The organism is Pedobacter montanisoli (assembly GCF_022809115.1).
Classification (GTDB): domain Bacteria; phylum Bacteroidota; class Bacteroidia; order Sphingobacteriales; family Sphingobacteriaceae; genus Pedobacter; species Pedobacter montanisoli.
Genome location: NZ_JALGBH010000001.1, coordinates 244,968 through 261,292, shown reverse-complemented (window position 1 = coordinate 261,292; position 16,325 = coordinate 244,968). Strand labels below are relative to the sequence as shown.

Annotated in this window: 17 protein-coding genes; 11 read left to right on the top strand and 6 right to left on the bottom strand. The window is 36.6% G+C overall.

Going from position 1 to position 16,325, the window contains the following annotated elements:
- Positions 1–20 precede the first annotated feature (20 nt).
- The 10 genes from atpB to MMF97_RS01115 all read left to right on the top strand — a co-directional run bounded on the left by atpB (position 21) and on the right by MMF97_RS01115 (position 8,972).
- The gene (gene atpB, locus MMF97_RS01160) at positions 21–1,196 is read left to right on the top strand and encodes a F0F1 ATP synthase subunit A (RefSeq protein WP_243357745.1); all 1,176 of its coding nucleotides are present in this window, start codon (positions 21–23) and stop codon (positions 1,194–1,196) included.
- Positions 1,197–1,247: 51 nt separating this feature from the next.
- Positions 1,248–1,454, top strand: coding sequence for an ATP synthase F0 subunit C (gene atpE, locus MMF97_RS01155; RefSeq protein ID WP_010601523.1), 207 nt, complete (start codon positions 1,248–1,250; stop codon positions 1,452–1,454).
- A 107-nt stretch (positions 1,455–1,561) separates the two neighbouring features.
- Complete coding sequence (locus MMF97_RS01150; RefSeq protein ID WP_243357743.1) at positions 1,562–2,056, top strand: F0F1 ATP synthase subunit B; 495 nt, start codon at positions 1,562–1,564, stop codon at positions 2,054–2,056.
- Between the two features lie 81 nt (positions 2,057–2,137).
- Complete coding sequence (gene atpH, locus MMF97_RS01145) at positions 2,138–2,683, top strand: ATP synthase F1 subunit delta (protein ID WP_243357741.1); 546 nt, start codon at positions 2,138–2,140, stop codon at positions 2,681–2,683.
- Between the two features lie 69 nt (positions 2,684–2,752).
- Entirely contained in the window at positions 2,753–4,327 is a 1,575-nt protein-coding gene (atpA, locus tag MMF97_RS01140) for a F0F1 ATP synthase subunit alpha (RefSeq protein ID WP_243357740.1), read from the top strand.
- Positions 4,328–4,403: 76 nt separating this feature from the next.
- Positions 4,404–5,285 (top strand): ATP synthase F1 subunit gamma, encoded by an 882-nt coding sequence (gene atpG, locus MMF97_RS01135; protein WP_243357738.1) that lies wholly within the window; start codon positions 4,404–4,406, stop codon positions 5,283–5,285.
- Between the two features lie 127 nt (positions 5,286–5,412).
- Positions 5,413–6,186: a 5'-nucleotidase, lipoprotein e(P4) family gene (locus MMF97_RS01130; RefSeq protein ID WP_243357736.1), complete on the top strand. Its 774-nt coding sequence runs from the start codon at positions 5,413–5,415 to the stop codon at positions 6,184–6,186.
- 63 nt (positions 6,187–6,249) lie between these two features.
- The gene (locus MMF97_RS01125; RefSeq protein ID WP_243357735.1) at positions 6,250–6,462 is read left to right on the top strand and encodes a hypothetical protein; all 213 of its coding nucleotides are present in this window, start codon (positions 6,250–6,252) and stop codon (positions 6,460–6,462) included.
- A 127-nt stretch (positions 6,463–6,589) separates the two neighbouring features.
- Positions 6,590–7,447: a DUF4349 domain-containing protein gene (locus MMF97_RS01120; protein WP_243357733.1), complete on the top strand. Its 858-nt coding sequence runs from the start codon at positions 6,590–6,592 to the stop codon at positions 7,445–7,447.
- A gap of 67 nt (positions 7,448–7,514) precedes the next feature.
- Positions 7,515–8,972, top strand: a complete 1,458-nt coding sequence (locus tag MMF97_RS01115) for a M20/M25/M40 family metallo-hydrolase (protein ID WP_243357731.1) — start codon at positions 7,515–7,517, stop codon at positions 8,970–8,972.
- 20 nt (positions 8,973–8,992) lie between these two features.
- On the opposite strand, the gene MMF97_RS01110 is transcribed toward MMF97_RS01115, so the two are convergent.
- From MMF97_RS01110 to recJ, 3 genes are read right to left on the bottom strand one after another with little or no spacing between them, the layout of a single operon-like run.
- Complete coding sequence (locus MMF97_RS01110; protein WP_243357730.1) at positions 8,993–10,501, bottom strand: GH3 auxin-responsive promoter family protein; 1,509 nt, start codon at positions 10,499–10,501, stop codon at positions 8,993–8,995.
- A 6-nt stretch (positions 10,502–10,507) separates the two neighbouring features.
- Positions 10,508–11,242 (bottom strand): LPS export ABC transporter ATP-binding protein, encoded by a 735-nt coding sequence (gene lptB, locus MMF97_RS01105; protein ID WP_243357728.1) that lies wholly within the window; start codon positions 11,240–11,242, stop codon positions 10,508–10,510.
- Positions 11,243–11,255: 13 nt separating this feature from the next.
- On the bottom strand, positions 11,256–12,989 hold the full coding sequence (gene recJ, locus MMF97_RS01100; protein ID WP_243357725.1) for a single-stranded-DNA-specific exonuclease RecJ: 1,734 nt from the start codon (positions 12,987–12,989) through the stop codon (positions 11,256–11,258).
- A gap of 128 nt (positions 12,990–13,117) precedes the next feature.
- Between recJ and MMF97_RS01095 the strand changes: the two genes are divergently transcribed.
- The gene (locus MMF97_RS01095; protein ID WP_262916081.1) at positions 13,118–13,888 is read left to right on the top strand and encodes an MBL fold metallo-hydrolase; all 771 of its coding nucleotides are present in this window, start codon (positions 13,118–13,120) and stop codon (positions 13,886–13,888) included.
- Here MMF97_RS01095 and MMF97_RS01090 read toward each other — a convergent pair.
- From MMF97_RS01090 to MMF97_RS01080, 3 genes are all read right to left on the bottom strand, one after another.
- Positions 13,881–14,285: a response regulator gene (locus tag MMF97_RS01090; protein ID WP_243357723.1), complete on the bottom strand. Its 405-nt coding sequence runs from the start codon at positions 14,283–14,285 to the stop codon at positions 13,881–13,883. The two genes, MMF97_RS01095 and MMF97_RS01090, sit on opposite strands and share 8 nt — an antisense overlap.
- Positions 14,286–14,427: 142 nt before the next feature.
- A complete protein-coding gene (locus MMF97_RS01085; protein ID WP_243357721.1) occupies positions 14,428–15,015 on the bottom strand; it encodes a YceI family protein in 588 nt (195 codons plus the stop codon).
- A 104-nt stretch (positions 15,016–15,119) separates the two neighbouring features.
- Complete coding sequence (locus tag MMF97_RS01080) at positions 15,120–16,325, bottom strand: glycosyltransferase (protein WP_243357718.1); 1,206 nt, start codon at positions 16,323–16,325, stop codon at positions 15,120–15,122.

Sequence of the window (16,325 nt, the reverse complement as noted above, 5' to 3'; positions counted from 1 at the left end):
TGTATTATAACCCCGTTTTTGTGTCAAGAGTTAAACAAGTAATTGTGGCGTTTACGCTTTTTTTAGCGTTTTTTGTTTCAAAAGCACAGGCTGCAACCCCTATTGACAGCGTAATTGCCGATACGGTAGTAACAGTAGAAAATGATGCCCAACATCATGAAGCTGCGAGTCATGAAGCTAAAAAAGAGGAAAAAGGTTTTGATATCACCTCATTTATTTTTCATCACATTAGCGACAGTCATTATTTTACCTTGTTTGGACATGGTGAACATGGCATACATTTACATCTTCCTATAATTTTATGGACCGATAAAGGGTTGGTTACTTTTTCTTCAAAAGAATTTAATTTTAATGATGACGGAACAGTTGCTGTAGAGAAGAATGGCCAACGTTTTGCAATGGCGCACAATAAAATTTATTACGCTAACGAAACGGCTGATGCCCACGGTTCTTTTGTTTCGCATGAACTAAATGATAAGGGTGATGAAGTTGTGACCAATGCCCGTCCGTTAGATTTCTCTATTACTAAGAATGTTTTTAGTATGCTGTTATCTATAGTTGTGTTGGTAATCCTATTTACAGCTGCAGCCAGAGGTTATAAGAAAAGAAATGGTAAAGCACCTAAAGGAATACAGTCTTTTATGGAGCCGATCATATTATTTGTACGTGATGATATTGCAAGACCAAACTTAGGACATAAGTACACTAAGTTTATGCCTTATCTGTTAACCGTATTCTTCTTTATCTGGTTTAACAATATGCTAGGTTTGGTTCCGTTTTTTCCGGGAGGTGCCAACGTAACAGGTAATATTGCTATGACGGCGGTTTTAGCTGCTTGTACATATTTGATTACTACTTTTAAAGGAAATAAAGATTACTGGAAGCATATATTCTGGATGCCAGGAGTTCCTGTTCCAATGAAAATATTTTTAGCGCCTTTAGAGCTTATAGGTACATTTACTAAGCCTATAGCTTTAGCAATCAGGTTATTTGCCAATATTACTGCTGGTCACATATTGGTAATGTCTTTATTGTGCTTGATATTCATTTTTAATTCGATTGCTGTAGCTCCTGCTTCAATTTTCTTTGCAGTATTTATTGGTTTGATCGAGTTTTTGGTGGCATTTATTCAAGCATTTATTTTTACAACATTATCAGCCTTGTTTATAGGCATGGCGGTAGAAGAACACCATTAATATTTAAAAAAAGAACAGTATTGTTAAACTTACATATATAAATTAATCAAAATGACTGGAACATTAGCTGCAATCGGCGCAGGCTTAGCTGCAATTGGCGCTGGATTAGGTATCGGTAAAATTGGTGGATCTGCAATGGAATCAATTGCTCGTCAACCAGAAGCCGCTTCAAAAATTCAAACTGCTATGCTTATCGCTGCTGCTTTTATCGAGGCGGTTGCTTTATTCGCGGTAGTAGTTTCTTTGATCGCAAAATAATCAAAGAAAGAATTCAGCAAGAACCTTTTCGGGGTTGCCGTTAAGGTTCTTGTTAAAGCTAAAAATTATTAAATAAGTTTATAGACTAAAAGATATATATACATACAATGGATTTATTGATTCCTGAAATTGGTTTGTTGGTTTGGAATACCATCGCTTTCCTTGTTTTAGTGTTTTTATTAGGCAAATTTGCCTGGAAACCTATCATGAAAGCTATTCATGATCGCGAACAAAATATCGATGATGCTTTAAACAAAGCTGAGTTAGCTAAACAGGAAATGGCCCGTTTAACTTCACAAAACGAAGAGTTAATGAAACAGGCTCGCGAAGAACGTGACCTGATCTTGAAAGAAGCTAAGTCATTAAAAGATAATATTATTAATGAGGCTAAAACTCAGGCTCAGGCTGAGGGAGCTAAATTAATTGAAAAAGCCCGTATTGAAATTGAAAACCAGAAGAAAGCTGCTTTGGCCGAGTTAAAAGGTCAGGTATCTTCATTGTCATTAGATATTGCTGAGCGTGTGTTGCGCAATCAGTTAGATGATAAGAACAAACAACAGGAGTTGGTTAACAATTTGTTAAAAGACGTTGAATTAAACTAGAGTGAGATACTAGATTTGAGATACCAGATTTGAGATGAAACGTTCTCATTTCTTCAGTCTCACATCTCAATACTAACAAATATGTCAAGTAAAGCAGCAGCCAGATACGCAAAATCGTTAATAGATCTTTCTAAAGAGCAAAATGCTTTAGAAGAGGTAAAGAACGATATGGTTTTTTTTGAGCATGTGGTGGATGAGAATAGTGAATTAGAAGCTATTTTAAAAAACCCGATTGTACCTTTAGATAAAAAACAAGGTATTGTATCAGGTATAATGAAAGATAAAGTACATACCTTAACTCAAACGTTTTTTAATCTGGTAATTACCAAAGGTCGTTCAGAGTTATTATTCGCTATTTCAAAACAGTTTATAGCACAATACAATGCTTTAAATGGCATTGTTACCGCTGAAGTAACATCGGCAAATACATTAACAGAAGCTAATAAAGAAGAAATTACAGCTTTAGTTAAAAAAGAATTAAATGCTAAACAGGTAGTAATTAAAGAGAAAGTTAACACTAACCTTATCGGCGGTTTTATTTTAAAAGTTGGCGACAGACAATTTGATGCTTCTATTGCCAGCAGCTTAAATAAATTGAAAAAAGAGTTTGCTCAAGGTATAGCATAAGCCTGCAAACATTAATAAAGAAAGAAACACAGGATTTACATTTTCAAATAGAAAACAATAAATAAAATTATGGTAGAGGTAAGACCAGACGAAGTTTCGGCAATTATAAGACAACAATTGGCGGGCTTTAAATCAGAAGCTGAGCTTGAAGAAGTGGGTACCGTATTGCAGGTAGGCGATGGTATTGCACGTGTTTATGGCTTAACTAAAGTACAAAGTGGTGAGCTTGTTGAGTTTGCCAACGGTTTACAAGGTATCGTGTTAAACCTTGAAGAAGATAACGTAGGTGTGGTATTGTTAGGCCCATCAGACGAGATCAAAGAAGGTGATACCATAAAACGTACTAAGAAAATTGCTTCGATTAAAGTTGGTGAAGGTATGTTAGGCCGTGTGGTTAACACCCTTGGAGAGCCAATTGATGGTAAAGGACCAATTTTAGGTGAAACTTACGAAATGCCTTTAGAGCGTAAAGCACCTGGGGTAATCTATCGTCAGCCGGTAAACGAACCTCTACAAACTGGTATCAAAGCTATCGATGCGATGATTCCAATTGGCCGTGGTCAACGTGAGTTGGTTATTGGTGACCGTCAGATTGGTAAAACTGCGGTTTGTATCGATACCATCATCAACCAGAAAGAATTTTATGAAGCAGGTAACCCTGTATTCTGTATCTATGTAGCTTGTGGTCAAAAAGCAAGTACAGTAGCAAACGTTGTACGTACTTTAGAAGAAAACGGTGCAATGGCTTATACTGTTGTTGTGGCTGCTTCTGCTGCTGAACCTGCTCCATTACAGTTCTACGCTCCATTTGCGGGTGCAGCTATTGGTGAGTTCTTCCGTGATACTGGACGTCCGGCTTTAATTGTTTATGATGATTTGTCTAAACAAGCTGTGGCTTACCGTGAGGTTTCTTTATTATTGAAACGTCCTCCAGGTCGTGAAGCTTATCCAGGTGATGTGTTCTATCTACACAGTCGTTTGTTAGAAAGAGCTGCGAAAATCAATGCTAACGATGAGATCGCTAAAAGCATGAACGACTTGCCAGAGTCTATCAAAGGTATCGTTAAAGGTGGCGGTTCATTAACTGCATTGCCAATTATCGAAACTCAGGCTGGTGACGTTTCTGCATATATCCCTACTAACGTAATTTCAATTACTGATGGTCAGATTTTCTTAGAGTCGAACTTGTTTAACTCAGGTATCCGTCCGGCAATTAACGTAGGTATCTCTGTATCACGTGTAGGTGGTAACGCACAAATCAAATCAATGAAAAAAGTTGCTGGTACTTTAAAGTTAGACCAAGCACAATACCGTGAGCTAGAGGCCTTCTCTAAATTCGGTTCTGATTTAGATGCGGCTACTAAATCGGTATTAGATAAAGGTGCTCGTAACGTAGAAATGTTGAAACAAGCTCAATTCTCACCATTTACGGTAGAGAAACAAGTTGCGATTGTTTATGCAGGTACTAAAAACCTAATGCGTAATGTACCGATTAATAAAGTTAAAGAATTTGAAGCAGAGTATTTACAGGCTTTAGAGCTACGTCATGCAGACACTTTAGCAGCATTAAAAGCAGGTAAATTTGATGATGCAATTACAGGTGTGTTAGATACTGTAGCAAAAGAAATTTCAAGTAAATATTAATTAGATTATAAGTAGCTGGTATTTAGTATTTAGATTTTGGTCTAATTACTAAATACTGACTGCTAAATACTAACAAATGGCGAATTTAAAAGAAGTAAGAAACCGTATAGCATCAGTACAATCAACTCAGCAGATCACCAAAGCTATGAAAATGGTGTCGGCTGCCAAGTTAAAACGTGCTACAAATGCTATTGTTCAATTACGTCCGTATGCAACAAAACTGAAAGAGATTTTAGGAAATCTTTCGGCAAGCTTAGAAGGCACATCTTCACCTTTTATTGAAGAGCGTGAGCCTAATAAGGTTTTAATTGTTGTGATCTCCTCAAACCGTGGTTTGGCTGGGGCTTTCAATATGAACGTAATTAAAACGGCTAACAATTTAATAGCTACAAAATACAGTGAGCAATTTAAAAAAGGAAATGTTAGCATTGTTTCTATTGGTAAAAAGACCCAGGATTTTTACGAAAAACGCAACTATAAAGTTATTGGCAATAATAACGATGTGTATTCAGCTTTAACTTTTGAAAACGTGACCAAGATTACAGAGTCTATCATGAAAGGCTTTGAAGATGGCGAGTTTGACAGAGTTGAATTAGTTTACAATAAGTTTAAAAATGCTGCTGTTCAAATTTTAACTTCTGAACAATTATTACCTCTTCCAAAAACAGAAGAAACAGCAAACGTTAAAACCAATAATGTAGATTATATTTTGGAGCCGAGCCAAGAAGAAATCGTGGAGCAGTTAATTCCAAAATCAATCAAAATACAGTTATATAAAGCCGTATTAGATTCTCATGCATCAGAGCACGGTGCACGTATGACATCTATGGATAAAGCCACTGAAAATGCTGGTGATTTATTAAAATCATTAAAACTGGCATATAACCAGGCTCGTCAGGCTGCTATTACAACTGAATTAACAGAGATTGTAAGTGGTGCAGCAGCACTAAACGGATAATTCCCGTTTACATCAAATATATACAGCCATCCTTAAAAAGGGATGGCTTTTTTTGTGTCTCGCTCAAGCAGTACATTTCTAAAATAATTGCATTTTTAATATCTATCTTTGCAAAAAAAATAATGAGATGAGAATAAGATCTTTTGTATTGGCATTGCTGTTATCACCCGTAATGCTTTTTGCACAGAAAGCTGGACCAGAAAGAGATTGGACTAATGCGGTGCTATGGCAACAATATAGTGGCGAATATAGAGCTCTGGCTTTTCAGGCCTATAATTTTGCTAGATTGTCTTTAAAAGAAGCTTTATGGGAAAACCAAAATGGTAAGCCTAACTGTGTAATTGTTGATGCAGATGAAACTATTATTGATAACTCTCGTTTTCAAGGTTATGAAATCCAGCATGGGGTAAGTTACGTACCTGCAGATTGGACAACCTGGACTTCGAAAGCTATGGCTGATACTGTACCGGGAGCATTGTCATTTTTAAAATTCGCAGCTAGTAAAAACGTAGAAACTTTTTACGTAACCAACCGTGATGAAGCAGATAGAAAAGGCACTATTGAAAACCTTAAAAGATTAGGCTTCCCTTTTGTAGATGAAGAACATATTGTGCTAAAAGATAAAACCTCTGATAAAGAACCACGCCGTCAGAAAATAGCAGAGAAATATAATATCTTATTGCTTTGCGGAGATAATCTGAGCGATTTTTCTAATGTTTTTTACCGTGAAGGTAAAGACACTAAGGAACAGGTTGATTTGCACCAGAAAATGTTTGGAACAAAGTTTATTGTGCTGCCAAATCCGATGTATGGCGACTGGGAAAAGTTGCTTTACAAAGAAGGTAAGTTCACTGATGCTGAAAAAGCTAAGCAACGTCTCGATAAGCTAAAAACTTATTAAAAATAAATGAGGTAAATTACCAATAAATGCTATTTTTGTAACATAAAATCAAAATAAAAACTCATGGATGCTAAAGAAAGAGAAAGCAGCATGGAAGCTGCAAACCAATCAAGTATTTATATAAATATTGTAATTGGTGTAATTGTTGGTATTGTTGGCGTTTTCTTACGTTTCGCTTATGATTCAAGAATGCTTTCAATTATTTCTTGGGCCATTTTAGCAGTTGGAACAATCTTAGCATGCAAAGCTGTTTTTAGAATTCTGAACGCAAAATAACCCTTTTTTAAAAAATATTTAAGCCACGTTGAAATGAACAACGTGGCTTTTGTTTTTTATATGTGTCTGTCTTTTAGGGTTACCTTTTTATGATCAAAGCATTAAGCTGTAATAAAAACCTAATTTTATGAAAAAGAACCACATGTATTTGCTTGCTGCTTTATTCATCTTTTTTGGATGTAACAGCAATAGTAATAAAGAGTATGCACAAACCGCTGAAATAACTGCCGATACCACCGCAGTAGCGGATCTGCCTAAAATTATTAAAACGGCAGATATGAATTTCAGAGTAAAAGATGTACAGCAGACCAAAGAACTGTTAAGCACCAAAATCAAAGCAGAGGGAGGTGCTATTGCAGAAGTTTCTATAAACAGTTCGATACAAAGTACCGATAAATTCAAACTTTCTGCAGATTCTCTGAAAGAAATCACTGCTTATAGAAAAGAGGCTTACCTGGTAGCAAAAATTCCCGCAGAGAAACTAGATGATTTTACAAATGAAGTAGCAAAAATGGCCTTGTTTGTAAATAGCCAATCGTTAAAAATAGATGATCAGAGCATTTCTTATTTGGCTAATCAAATGAAAGTACAAAATAGGGAAGAAGCTGTTAAGCAAATCAATAAAGTTGCCTTACCTAAATCAAATAATGTAGAAAGTTCACTTTATATTAAAGACGATTTGGTTGATAAAAAAATTGGAAACATGGATATCAATAATCGGGTAAAATATAGCACCATAACCCTTAATTTTTATCAGGATAATACTATTCAGGCTACTGTTATTGCTAATGATAACCTATATGATTTTAAACCGGGATTTTTTACGAGATTGTGGTTGAACATTGTAGATGGCTGGATCATATTTAAGGAGTTTATCTTATTACTTACCAAGCTGTGGATGCTTTTTGTTGTAGCGGCTCTTATTTATGCTGGAATCAAATACTATAAAAACCGGAGAAGAAGAATTACGCCACAAACTCTGTAAAAAAATTGGGATATGCTTTAGGTATATTACAAAAGTTTTAACTTCATTGAACAAAAATGGACAAATTATGAATTTCAAAAGATTAGCAACGCTTGCTTTGGTTTGTGCCGGTTTAACTGTAGCCGCCCAGGACAATTTTAGCAGCACATTTGAAAAAATTAATAGCGAGGTACAAAAAAACTCGCAGGCTTATCAGAATTTAAAGGATGCAACAAATAAGATAGGACATCGCTTAACTGGCTCTGCCAATGGTAAAAAAGCTGAAGAGTATGCTTATAATCTATTGAAATCTTATGGACTTGACGTAAAGTACCAACCTTTTGAGGTAGAAAGCTGGGACAGAAAAACCTTAAAAGTTGAAATAGGAAACAGCCTGTCAAATTTAAAAACGGTTAAAGCTGTAACTCTGGCACATTCACCGGTAGAAGCCAATGTAAGTGCCGAGATTATTGATGTTGGTAATGGTTTAGAAGCAGATTACGAGCCTTTAAAAGATAAAGTTAAAGGTAAAATAGCCCTGATATATTTGGGCGTTCTTCCGGGCTCGCCTAAAGGTACACCCTCATTGCACCGATCTGAAAAAACAGCTATTGCAACCAAATATGGTGCTGTAGGTGTAATTATTATCAACCAGGTAAAAGGTGGTGTTCTGTTAACAGGGACAGCTTCTGTTACTGGAAAGCTTATTCCTATACCAGCGGTATGTATTGGCCTTGAAGATGGTATGAACTTAAAAAATGAAGTTAAAGCTGCACCACAGTATGCACGTATTAACATGACCAATTTCTCAGGCTTAATTAAAGCAAGAAATGTAATTGCCACCATTAAGGGAACTTCTTTACCAAATGAAAAGATAGTAGTAGGCGGACATTTAGACAGCTGGGATCTGGCTACCGGAGCGATTGATAACGGTATAGGTTCTTTCTCTGTTTTAGATATGGCAAGAACATTTAAAAAGTTAGGCTTAAAATCAAAGAGAACGGTAGAATTTGTGATGTTTATGGGCGAAGAACAAGGCTTATTAGGTTCAAAAGCCTATGTTGAAGCTGCTAAGAAAAATAAAAGTTTAGATCAGATCAGGTTTATGCTTAATTATGATATGACCAATGATCCAAAGGGATTTAGTACCACACGTGATGAAATGAAAAACCAATTTACCAATTGGGGAGCACAGGTGGCTAAAATAGATACAGGATTTAAAAATTTATTCAATGTTGGCGCGGGATTGCATAGCGATCATCAGCCGTTTATGTTAGAAGGTGTAACTACGGGAGGTGGTGCAGGCGGCAGATTACCCAATAACTCTGGGCCATACTATCACTCTGACGGAGACGGATTTCATTTGGTTGATGAACAAGGAATGAAAAATACAGTGAGGTATTCTGCTATGCTTACTTATGCTTTAGCCAATACACCTGTAATACCTGTTAAGCGTTTTGATGATAAAAGCCTGAAAGAATTTTTAGAAAAGAATAAACTAAAAGAGCCTTTAAAAATTGCTGGAGAATGGAAATGGGGAGATTAATCTCCCCATTTTTATATTAATCAGATTAGATTTAGGATTTCATCTACGTATTCTCTGCTGTTAGCCAAGCGTGGTACTTTGTGCTGCCCTCCTAATTTGCCCCGTTGTTTCATCCAGTTATAGAATGTTCCGTTTGGCGCATTATGCACTTTAGGTCTGCGTAGAGCCATATCTTTAAAGCGTTTGGCATCATAGTCAGAATTAACCTCACGTAAGGTCTGATCTAATACATCGATAAATTTTTCAAAGTCGTTCGGTTGATGCTCAAATTCAATGATCCATTCATGCCCTCCGGCTTCTTCTCCCTGAAAATAAATAGGGCAGGCGGTATAATCCCTTATTTTTGCTTGTGTAGTCTCACAGGCCTTAATTAAAGCATTTTCAGCATTGTCAATAATCACTTCTTCTCCAAAAGCATTGATAAAATGTTTGGTTCTGCCGGTAATCTTAATGCGGTGAGGAGCTAAGGAAGTGAATTGTATCGTATCGCCTATCATATAACGCCATAAACCAGCATTGGTAGAAATAACAACCGCATAATTTTTATACAGCTCAACTTCTTCTAGTGATAATGTTTTGGGTTGCTCATCGTCAATACGATCAAGCGGTAAAAACTCATAGTAAATCCCATAATCCAGCATAAGCAGTAATTCCTCAGAATTAGGCTGGTCTTGTATGCCGAAGAAACCTTCAGATGCATTATAAGTTTCTAAATAATACATATTTGGTGAAGGGATAAGCTGTTTAAACTGCTCGCGATATGGCGCAAAATTTACTGCACCATGAAAATATACTTCTAAATTAGGCCATACTTCAAGCAGATTGTTTTTGCCTGTTAAGGCCAGTACTTTTTTAGCTAAGACGATAGTCCAGGTAGGTACACCAGAAATGCTGGTTACATTTTCTTTAATGGTGGCCTCTGCCATTTTATCCATTTTGACCTCATAGTTGTCCATGAGTGCAATAGACATATCGGGCGTACGGTAATACTCTGCCCAGATGGGTAGGTTCTTGATCAATACAGCAGAGAGATCGCCATAACGTATATCCTGGCAAAGCTGATTGATCTGATGGCTACCTCCTAATACAAGCCCTTTACCTGTAAAAACCTGCGTATCGGGTTGGTTATTGCAATAAATGGAAAGCATATCTTTACCACCTTTAAAGTGGCATTCTTCCAATGCTTCTTCAGACACCGGAATGAATTTGCTTCTGTCGCTGGTAGTACCCGATGATTTTGCGAACCACTTGATTTCTGAAGGCCAGAGAATATTCTCTTCGCCTTTTAGCATCCGTTCTATATAAGGTTTTAAGGTATCGTAAGTTTGTAGCGGTACACGCTCTTTAAACTGTTCGGCCGTAAGTATAGATTTGTAATCGTAGAATTTACCCCATTCTGTATTCTCTGCGCTTGAGATCAGTGTATGAAGCCATTCATCCTGCACTTCTAAAGGGTACTTCTTAAAAAGCTCGATCTGGTGGATCCGCTTTTTCATATACCAGGTAAAAATGGAATTGACTATAGCCATGGTAGATTACAGTTTTTTTCTTCGTAAAACAAAATTAGAGCCCAGGTAAACTTTTCTAACCATTTCATTGGCTGCTAAAACTTCAGGAGTACCAGATTCAAGAATCTTTCCTTCAAAAAGTAAATAAGCCCGGTCTGTGATAGATAAGGTTTCCTGTACGTTGTGGTCGGTAATTAAGATGCCTATATTCTTGTTCTTAAGCTTAGCTACAATGCTTTGGATTTCTTCTACTGCAATAGGGTCAACGCCCGCAAAGGGCTCATCTAATAAAATAAAATTAGGATTTGCAGCTAAAGCTCTGGCAATCTCTGTACGGCGTCGCTCACCACCTGATAAAAGGTCACCTCTGTTTTTGCGTACTTTATGCAGGCTAAATTCAGCAATAAGTTCTTCAAGCTTTTCGCGTCTTTCTTCATGATTATCGTAGGTCATTTCTAAAATAGCCATGATATTATCTTCAACAGAAAGTTTTCTGAAAACACTGGCTTCCTGTGCAAGATAGCCGATGCCTTTTTGAGCACGTCTGTACATTGGATCTTTGGTAATGTCATGTCCATCGAGTAAAATGGTACCTTCATTGGGTTTGATCAAACCTACAATCATATAAAAAGAAGTGGTTTTCCCTGCTCCGTTAGGACCTAATAAACCTACAATTTCGCCTTGGCTTACTTCAAAAGAAACGTCGTTTACAACTGTACGCTGTTTGTATTTTTTAATAAGATGTTCAGCCTTTAATATCATTTAGTTTAATATTTTAATTGCTAAAGAAATGATCGTCATGCGTTTCTGTAGCTATTCTGATGTCTTTAATGTTTAACTGCAAACGCTTGTTGTCTTTCCAGTTGTTTTCTTCAATGGTGTAACATATGGAGAATACACTTTTAGAATTAAGCAAGCTTGCATAATGGCCCAAATTGAAACCTATAGCTTCAAAAATAGGTGAATTTTGTTGTTTTACCGATATTTTAAGATGATTTGTACCCACAACTTGCGGGAAACCGACAAAACTTATGCCATGACTTACAAAAACAGGAGCCATATTTTGAGGTCCGAAAGGTGCCATCTGAGCTAAGATCCTGTGAAACTTTCCATTGATCTGTTTCAATTCCAAATCGGCATCTATGGTAATTTGTGGAACCAAGAGGATAGGGTCTATACTTGCAGAAACCACTTCCTCAAACTTTTGTGAAAAAGCATTCAGGTTCTCGGGTTTAATGGTTAAACCTGCAGCATATTTATGTCCGCCAAACTGCTCAAGCAAGTCGCTGCACAATAAAAGCGCTTCATAAAGATCATAACCCAAAACACTACGGGCAGATCCGGTGTATTTACCGTTTGATTCTGTAAGTACAATGGTAGGGCGGTAATAAGTCTCTATTAAACGGGATGCCACAATGCCTATTACGCCTTTGTTCCAGCTATCCTGGAAAACAACGGTTGTTTTTCGCTGTATTAATACATCACTATTGCCAATAATGGATAATGCTTCTTGTGTTATGCTTTGGTCAAATGATTTACGGGTATCGTTTTGTAAGTTAATATAAGAACTGTATTCTTCTGCTAAATCGGGATGAGAGCTTAATAACATCTTAACTGCATCTTTAGCGTGTCCCATGCGCCCGGCGGCATTTATACGAGGGGCGATGAGAAAAACCACATCGCCAATGGTGTATTTTTCTGTTTTGCCCGAAGACTGCATCAGGTATTTTAGACCCATAACAGGATTTTGGTTCAGTTTTGCCAATCCAAAATGGGCCAATATTCTGTTCTCATCAACAATGGGTACAATATCGGCAGCAATACTTACTGCACACAGATCAAGGTAGCGGAGATATAAATCGGCATCTAAATCATGATCTATACAATAGGCTTGCGCCAGTTTAAACCCTATTCCGCATCCCGACAGTTCTTTAAAAGGATAAGCGCAATCGTTGATTTTAGGGTCTAAAACAGCAATTGCATTGGGTATTTCATCACCTGGTAAGTGGTGATCACAAATGATAAAATCTATGCTCATATCATTAGCGTATTCAACTTTATCAATTGAACGAATGCCACAATCGAGCGCAATGATGAGGCTAAAGCCATGAGCTTTTGCATAATCAATACCAGTAGTTGAGATACCATAACCTTCGCTATGCCTGTCTGGTATATAGTAAGCAACAAGACTGGTAAATTGGAGCAAAAAGCTGTAAAGTAGTGTTACGGCAGTGGTTCCATCTACGTCATAATCACCGTAAACCAATATTTTTTCATTGTTTTGGATAGCCAGATTAATCCTGCTCACAGCCTTCCGCATGTCTTTCATTAAAAAAGGATCATGTAATTGACTAAGCTGGGGTCTGAAAAAATCTTTTGCCTCGTTAAATGTATGAATGTTGCGCTGCACCAATATCCGGGCCAGCGTAGTATCTATATTGAGTTGTTCGGCAAGCGCATTAACGGTGTTTTGGTTGGCATGGTTGGTGTTTACCCATCGTTTTTGCATTGGCTGTTAAATGTTTTTTGAGCAAATTTTATGTAAGCAGACAATCATATGAGGTTAAGCTCATACGGGTTAATTATATTTGCAGTATTGCTCGTAAATATATCAATTTAATTTTTATCTATAAAACAATGTCTATTCAGGTTTTTACACTTAAAGAAGGTTCATACTCAGTAGATGCCACTAAGAAATTTATTCCTTTTGATCCGCTTAAAGATAATTTTAAAGACAGGCCGGCATCCTTATTTATTCATGTACAGCCTTTTCTGGTAAAGTGTGGAAACGAACTGATGCTTTTAGATACAGGTTTGGGTTATAGTGATGAGCAAGGCAATCTTCAATTGCATCATCATATCCGTGAAGCCGGTTTTGAACCCGAAGATGTGAGCATGGTTTTAATGTCTCACTTGCATTTTGATCATTCAGGAGGTATGGTACATAGCTATAATGGCAAAGTAGAATTGAGTTTTCCGCATGCTACTTATGTGATGCAGAGGGGTGAGTGGGAAACTGCCTTTTCGAGTAAATCTTCTTCTTATCATCCTGAAATCTTTGAGTTTATACAGCGTAATGCACAAATTGAATTGGTAGAAGGTTCAGGAAAACTGACAGATGAGGTGAGTTATGAATTAACTGGAGCACATTGTCCGTATCATCAGGTGTTTTTGTTTGATGATGGTGAAGATAAAGTGTTTTTTGGTGGAGATGTTCTGCCCGAACCAGAAGAGCTTTTGCGGAAATTTATTGCTAAATATGATTATGATGGAAGAAAAGCGATGGAGCTACGCGATGAATTTGGACACAAAGCAGCTCAGGAAAACTGGAAATGTCTGTTTTACCATTCTAAATCAAAAACACAGGCTTATATTGGGTTTGATGGAGAGAAGTTTCAGATTATTTAGAGAGAATGTCGTTAATTAGTTCTTTTAATTTTTCAATAGAGAGGGGTTTTGAGATAAAGCCCTTTATTGTTTTGTAGGTTTTGGCTTTTTCGATATCGTTCTCGTAAACGGAGGAGGAAAGCATATACATATCAATTGGCGTTTGAATGTTAAGACTTTCAAAAGCCTCGATAAATTCCCAACCGTTTAAAACCGGCATGTTAATATCTATGAGCATCAGATGAGGTAACTCTGCGTGGTTTTCTATGAGCTCTTTGATGTAATCTATAGCCTGTTGTCCATTGTTTTTAGACAACATCTTTACATCATAGTCGGTTTTTTCGACTATTTTTTTGATAATGAAGATATTGATGTCATCATCATCTATAACCAGCAGATTGACTGTTTTATCAACCATTTTAAATTTTAAGTTGTGTGTGTATTCCTTGTGGAATGTAGGCAAATGTAAATTACTGCAATATAATAAAAAAGCTGCATCAATTTTTTTACAAAAAAAAACCGGTTTATTAAAAACCGGATCTTTCTTTTTTTGTTTGCGATTACTTGCTTGCAACAAGTTTTACGTTGATAATAAACTCATCATAGATGAAATTATCGCCAATATTGCTGAAAATTGATTTAGACTTATATTGAATACCATATTTAGTCCTGTCTATTTTAATTTTTTCTGCAGTAGCGGTTACGGTTTTATCTGCGTTCCAAGTAATGTTTGCCGGGAAAGTAACTGATTGTGTAACACCTTTAATGGTTAAATCGCCAGTTATATTTACTTTAGCTCCTTTACCTTCAACTTTTTTAATAGCGAAAGATGCAGATGGAAATTTATCAGCCCCAAAGAAATCGTCTGCTTTTAAGTGTTTTTCTAAACTGGCATTTCCGTCAGCGTCTTTAATAGAAGTCATGTTTACTACAAAGTTACCTTCGGCTAAGTTGTTACCATTAAAACCTAAAGTACCAGAGGTTAAACCAACTGTACCGTTATGAGAACCGGCAAATTTCTTTCCCTCCCAAGTAATGCTTGATTTGGTCGCATCAACGGTGTAAGCGGTAGGTTTTGTTGTAAAAGCAAAAAATGCAAAGCTAGCTACAAGAGCCAATGCTAAAGTTAAAGAGTTTTTTAATTTCATTTTTATCAGGATTTTTAGTTTGTGCAAAGCTATCTGTTAGAATGATTACTTTTATTGATATATGATATCTTTTTTTAATTATGGTTTAAAGATGATGATCAGATTTAAGCAGTTTCTACTAAATTTTTATAAGATTCATACATTTTTTCTGTGACCTGATAGATATCATGATTGGTTTTTGCAGTAATACGGGCATTCATGCCAATCTCCTGTATAATACCAGGTTGTGTTAGGCATTGTAAAATCAGGCGATAAAACTCATCTGTGGTATCAGCGATAAGGATGTTCTTTTTATGCTGGTATTCTATGCCCTCGGCTGCGGCTGTGGTGGCAATGATACATTTCTGCATGGCCATACCTTCAATAATTTTTACCCGCATACCTGTACCAGTTAAAATAGGTACAATCATAATTGCTTTGCTGTTGATAAAGTCAACGGCGTCAAAAACTTCACCTTCTACAATAAGATTATCAGAATCGTACTCGAAAAAATCTCTGGGCATATTTTTCCCAGCTATATAAAAGCGAAGTTCGCGACTAAGGCTTTCTATATCGGGCCATACTTCATCTAAAAACCAGGCTAATCCTTCTTTGTTAGGCCGCCAGTCCATAGCGCCTAAATGAAATAAAGTAGGGTAAACGGTTTTAGAAACATCTACTTTATATTTTGCCAGATCTATGGCCACAGGAAAAACATCCAACTTGGTTTGACAACCCATCAATACAAATTTCTGCTTATCACGTTGACTGATAGCAAAAATCTGGTGAAACCTGTTGATTTGTTCGGTTTCATATATTTTAAGTCGTCGGGCTAAAAATTCGAGGTATTTTTTTCTAGGCCTGAAATGTTCTTTTACTGCCAGTCGCTCCCAGATATCATGTTCTATATTATGAGCACGATAAATTAATCTAGCATGGCTAAGCGCTTTTACTGTATCAAGATAGGGAACAACAAATAAGCCTTCAAATTGTATAACATCAAATTCTTTTTCCCGTAAAATGTTCTCCAGCAGCTTAGCAGCTTCGTCGCTATAAAAGCGTGAAACATTATAAGAATCTGATGAGAAAATGTTAAAGAATGCGTCCCAGATATTTACTTCGGTGTTGATATGATAAGAATGGAAATCTATCTTTTCAAAAACAGGATCATAAATATCATCTACATCAACATAATGTTTTGAACTATTGATACTGAATAAGGTAATCTCTGCATTTTGCCTCAATAGCCCTTTAATTGTATTGTAAACTACAATAGAATACCCATTATTGGGCGGAAAAGGAACCCGGTTTGTCAGCAAAAGCACTTTCAT

Excerpts from the sequence above, each read along its gene's own strand:
- atpE (WP_010601523.1), top strand. The coding sequence starts at position 1,248 with ATGACTGGAACATTAGCTGCAATCGGCGCAGGCTTAGCTGCAATTGGC.
- MMF97_RS01150 (WP_243357743.1), top strand. The coding sequence starts at position 1,562 with ATGGATTTATTGATTCCTGAAATTGGTTTGTTGGTTTGGAATACCATC.
- atpH (WP_243357741.1), top strand. The coding sequence starts at position 2,138 with ATGTCAAGTAAAGCAGCAGCCAGATACGCAAAATCGTTAATAGATCTT.
- atpA (WP_243357740.1), top strand. The coding sequence starts at position 2,753 with ATGGTAGAGGTAAGACCAGACGAAGTTTCGGCAATTATAAGACAACAA.
- atpG (WP_243357738.1), top strand. The coding sequence starts at position 4,404 with ATGGCGAATTTAAAAGAAGTAAGAAACCGTATAGCATCAGTACAATCA.
- MMF97_RS01130 (WP_243357736.1), top strand. The coding sequence starts at position 5,413 with ATGAGAATAAGATCTTTTGTATTGGCATTGCTGTTATCACCCGTAATG.
- MMF97_RS01125 (WP_243357735.1), top strand. The coding sequence starts at position 6,250 with ATGGATGCTAAAGAAAGAGAAAGCAGCATGGAAGCTGCAAACCAATCA.
- MMF97_RS01120 (WP_243357733.1), top strand. The coding sequence starts at position 6,590 with ATGAAAAAGAACCACATGTATTTGCTTGCTGCTTTATTCATCTTTTTT.
- MMF97_RS01115 (WP_243357731.1), top strand. The coding sequence starts at position 7,515 with ATGAATTTCAAAAGATTAGCAACGCTTGCTTTGGTTTGTGCCGGTTTA.
- MMF97_RS01110 (WP_243357730.1), bottom strand. The coding sequence starts at position 10,501 with ATGGCTATAGTCAATTCCATTTTTACCTGGTATATGAAAAAGCGGATC.
- lptB (WP_243357728.1), bottom strand. The coding sequence starts at position 11,242 with ATGATATTAAAGGCTGAACATCTTATTAAAAAATACAAACAGCGTACA.
- recJ (WP_243357725.1), bottom strand. The coding sequence starts at position 12,989 with ATGCAAAAACGATGGGTAAACACCAACCATGCCAACCAAAACACCGTT.
- MMF97_RS01095 (WP_262916081.1), top strand. The coding sequence starts at position 13,118 with ATGTCTATTCAGGTTTTTACACTTAAAGAAGGTTCATACTCAGTAGAT.
- MMF97_RS01090 (WP_243357723.1), bottom strand. The coding sequence starts at position 14,285 with ATGGTTGATAAAACAGTCAATCTGCTGGTTATAGATGATGATGACATC.
- MMF97_RS01085 (WP_243357721.1), bottom strand. The coding sequence starts at position 15,015 with ATGAAATTAAAAAACTCTTTAACTTTAGCATTGGCTCTTGTAGCTAGC.
- MMF97_RS01080 (WP_243357718.1), bottom strand. The coding sequence starts at position 16,325 with ATGAAAGTGCTTTTGCTGACAAACCGGGTTCCTTTTCCGCCCAATAAT.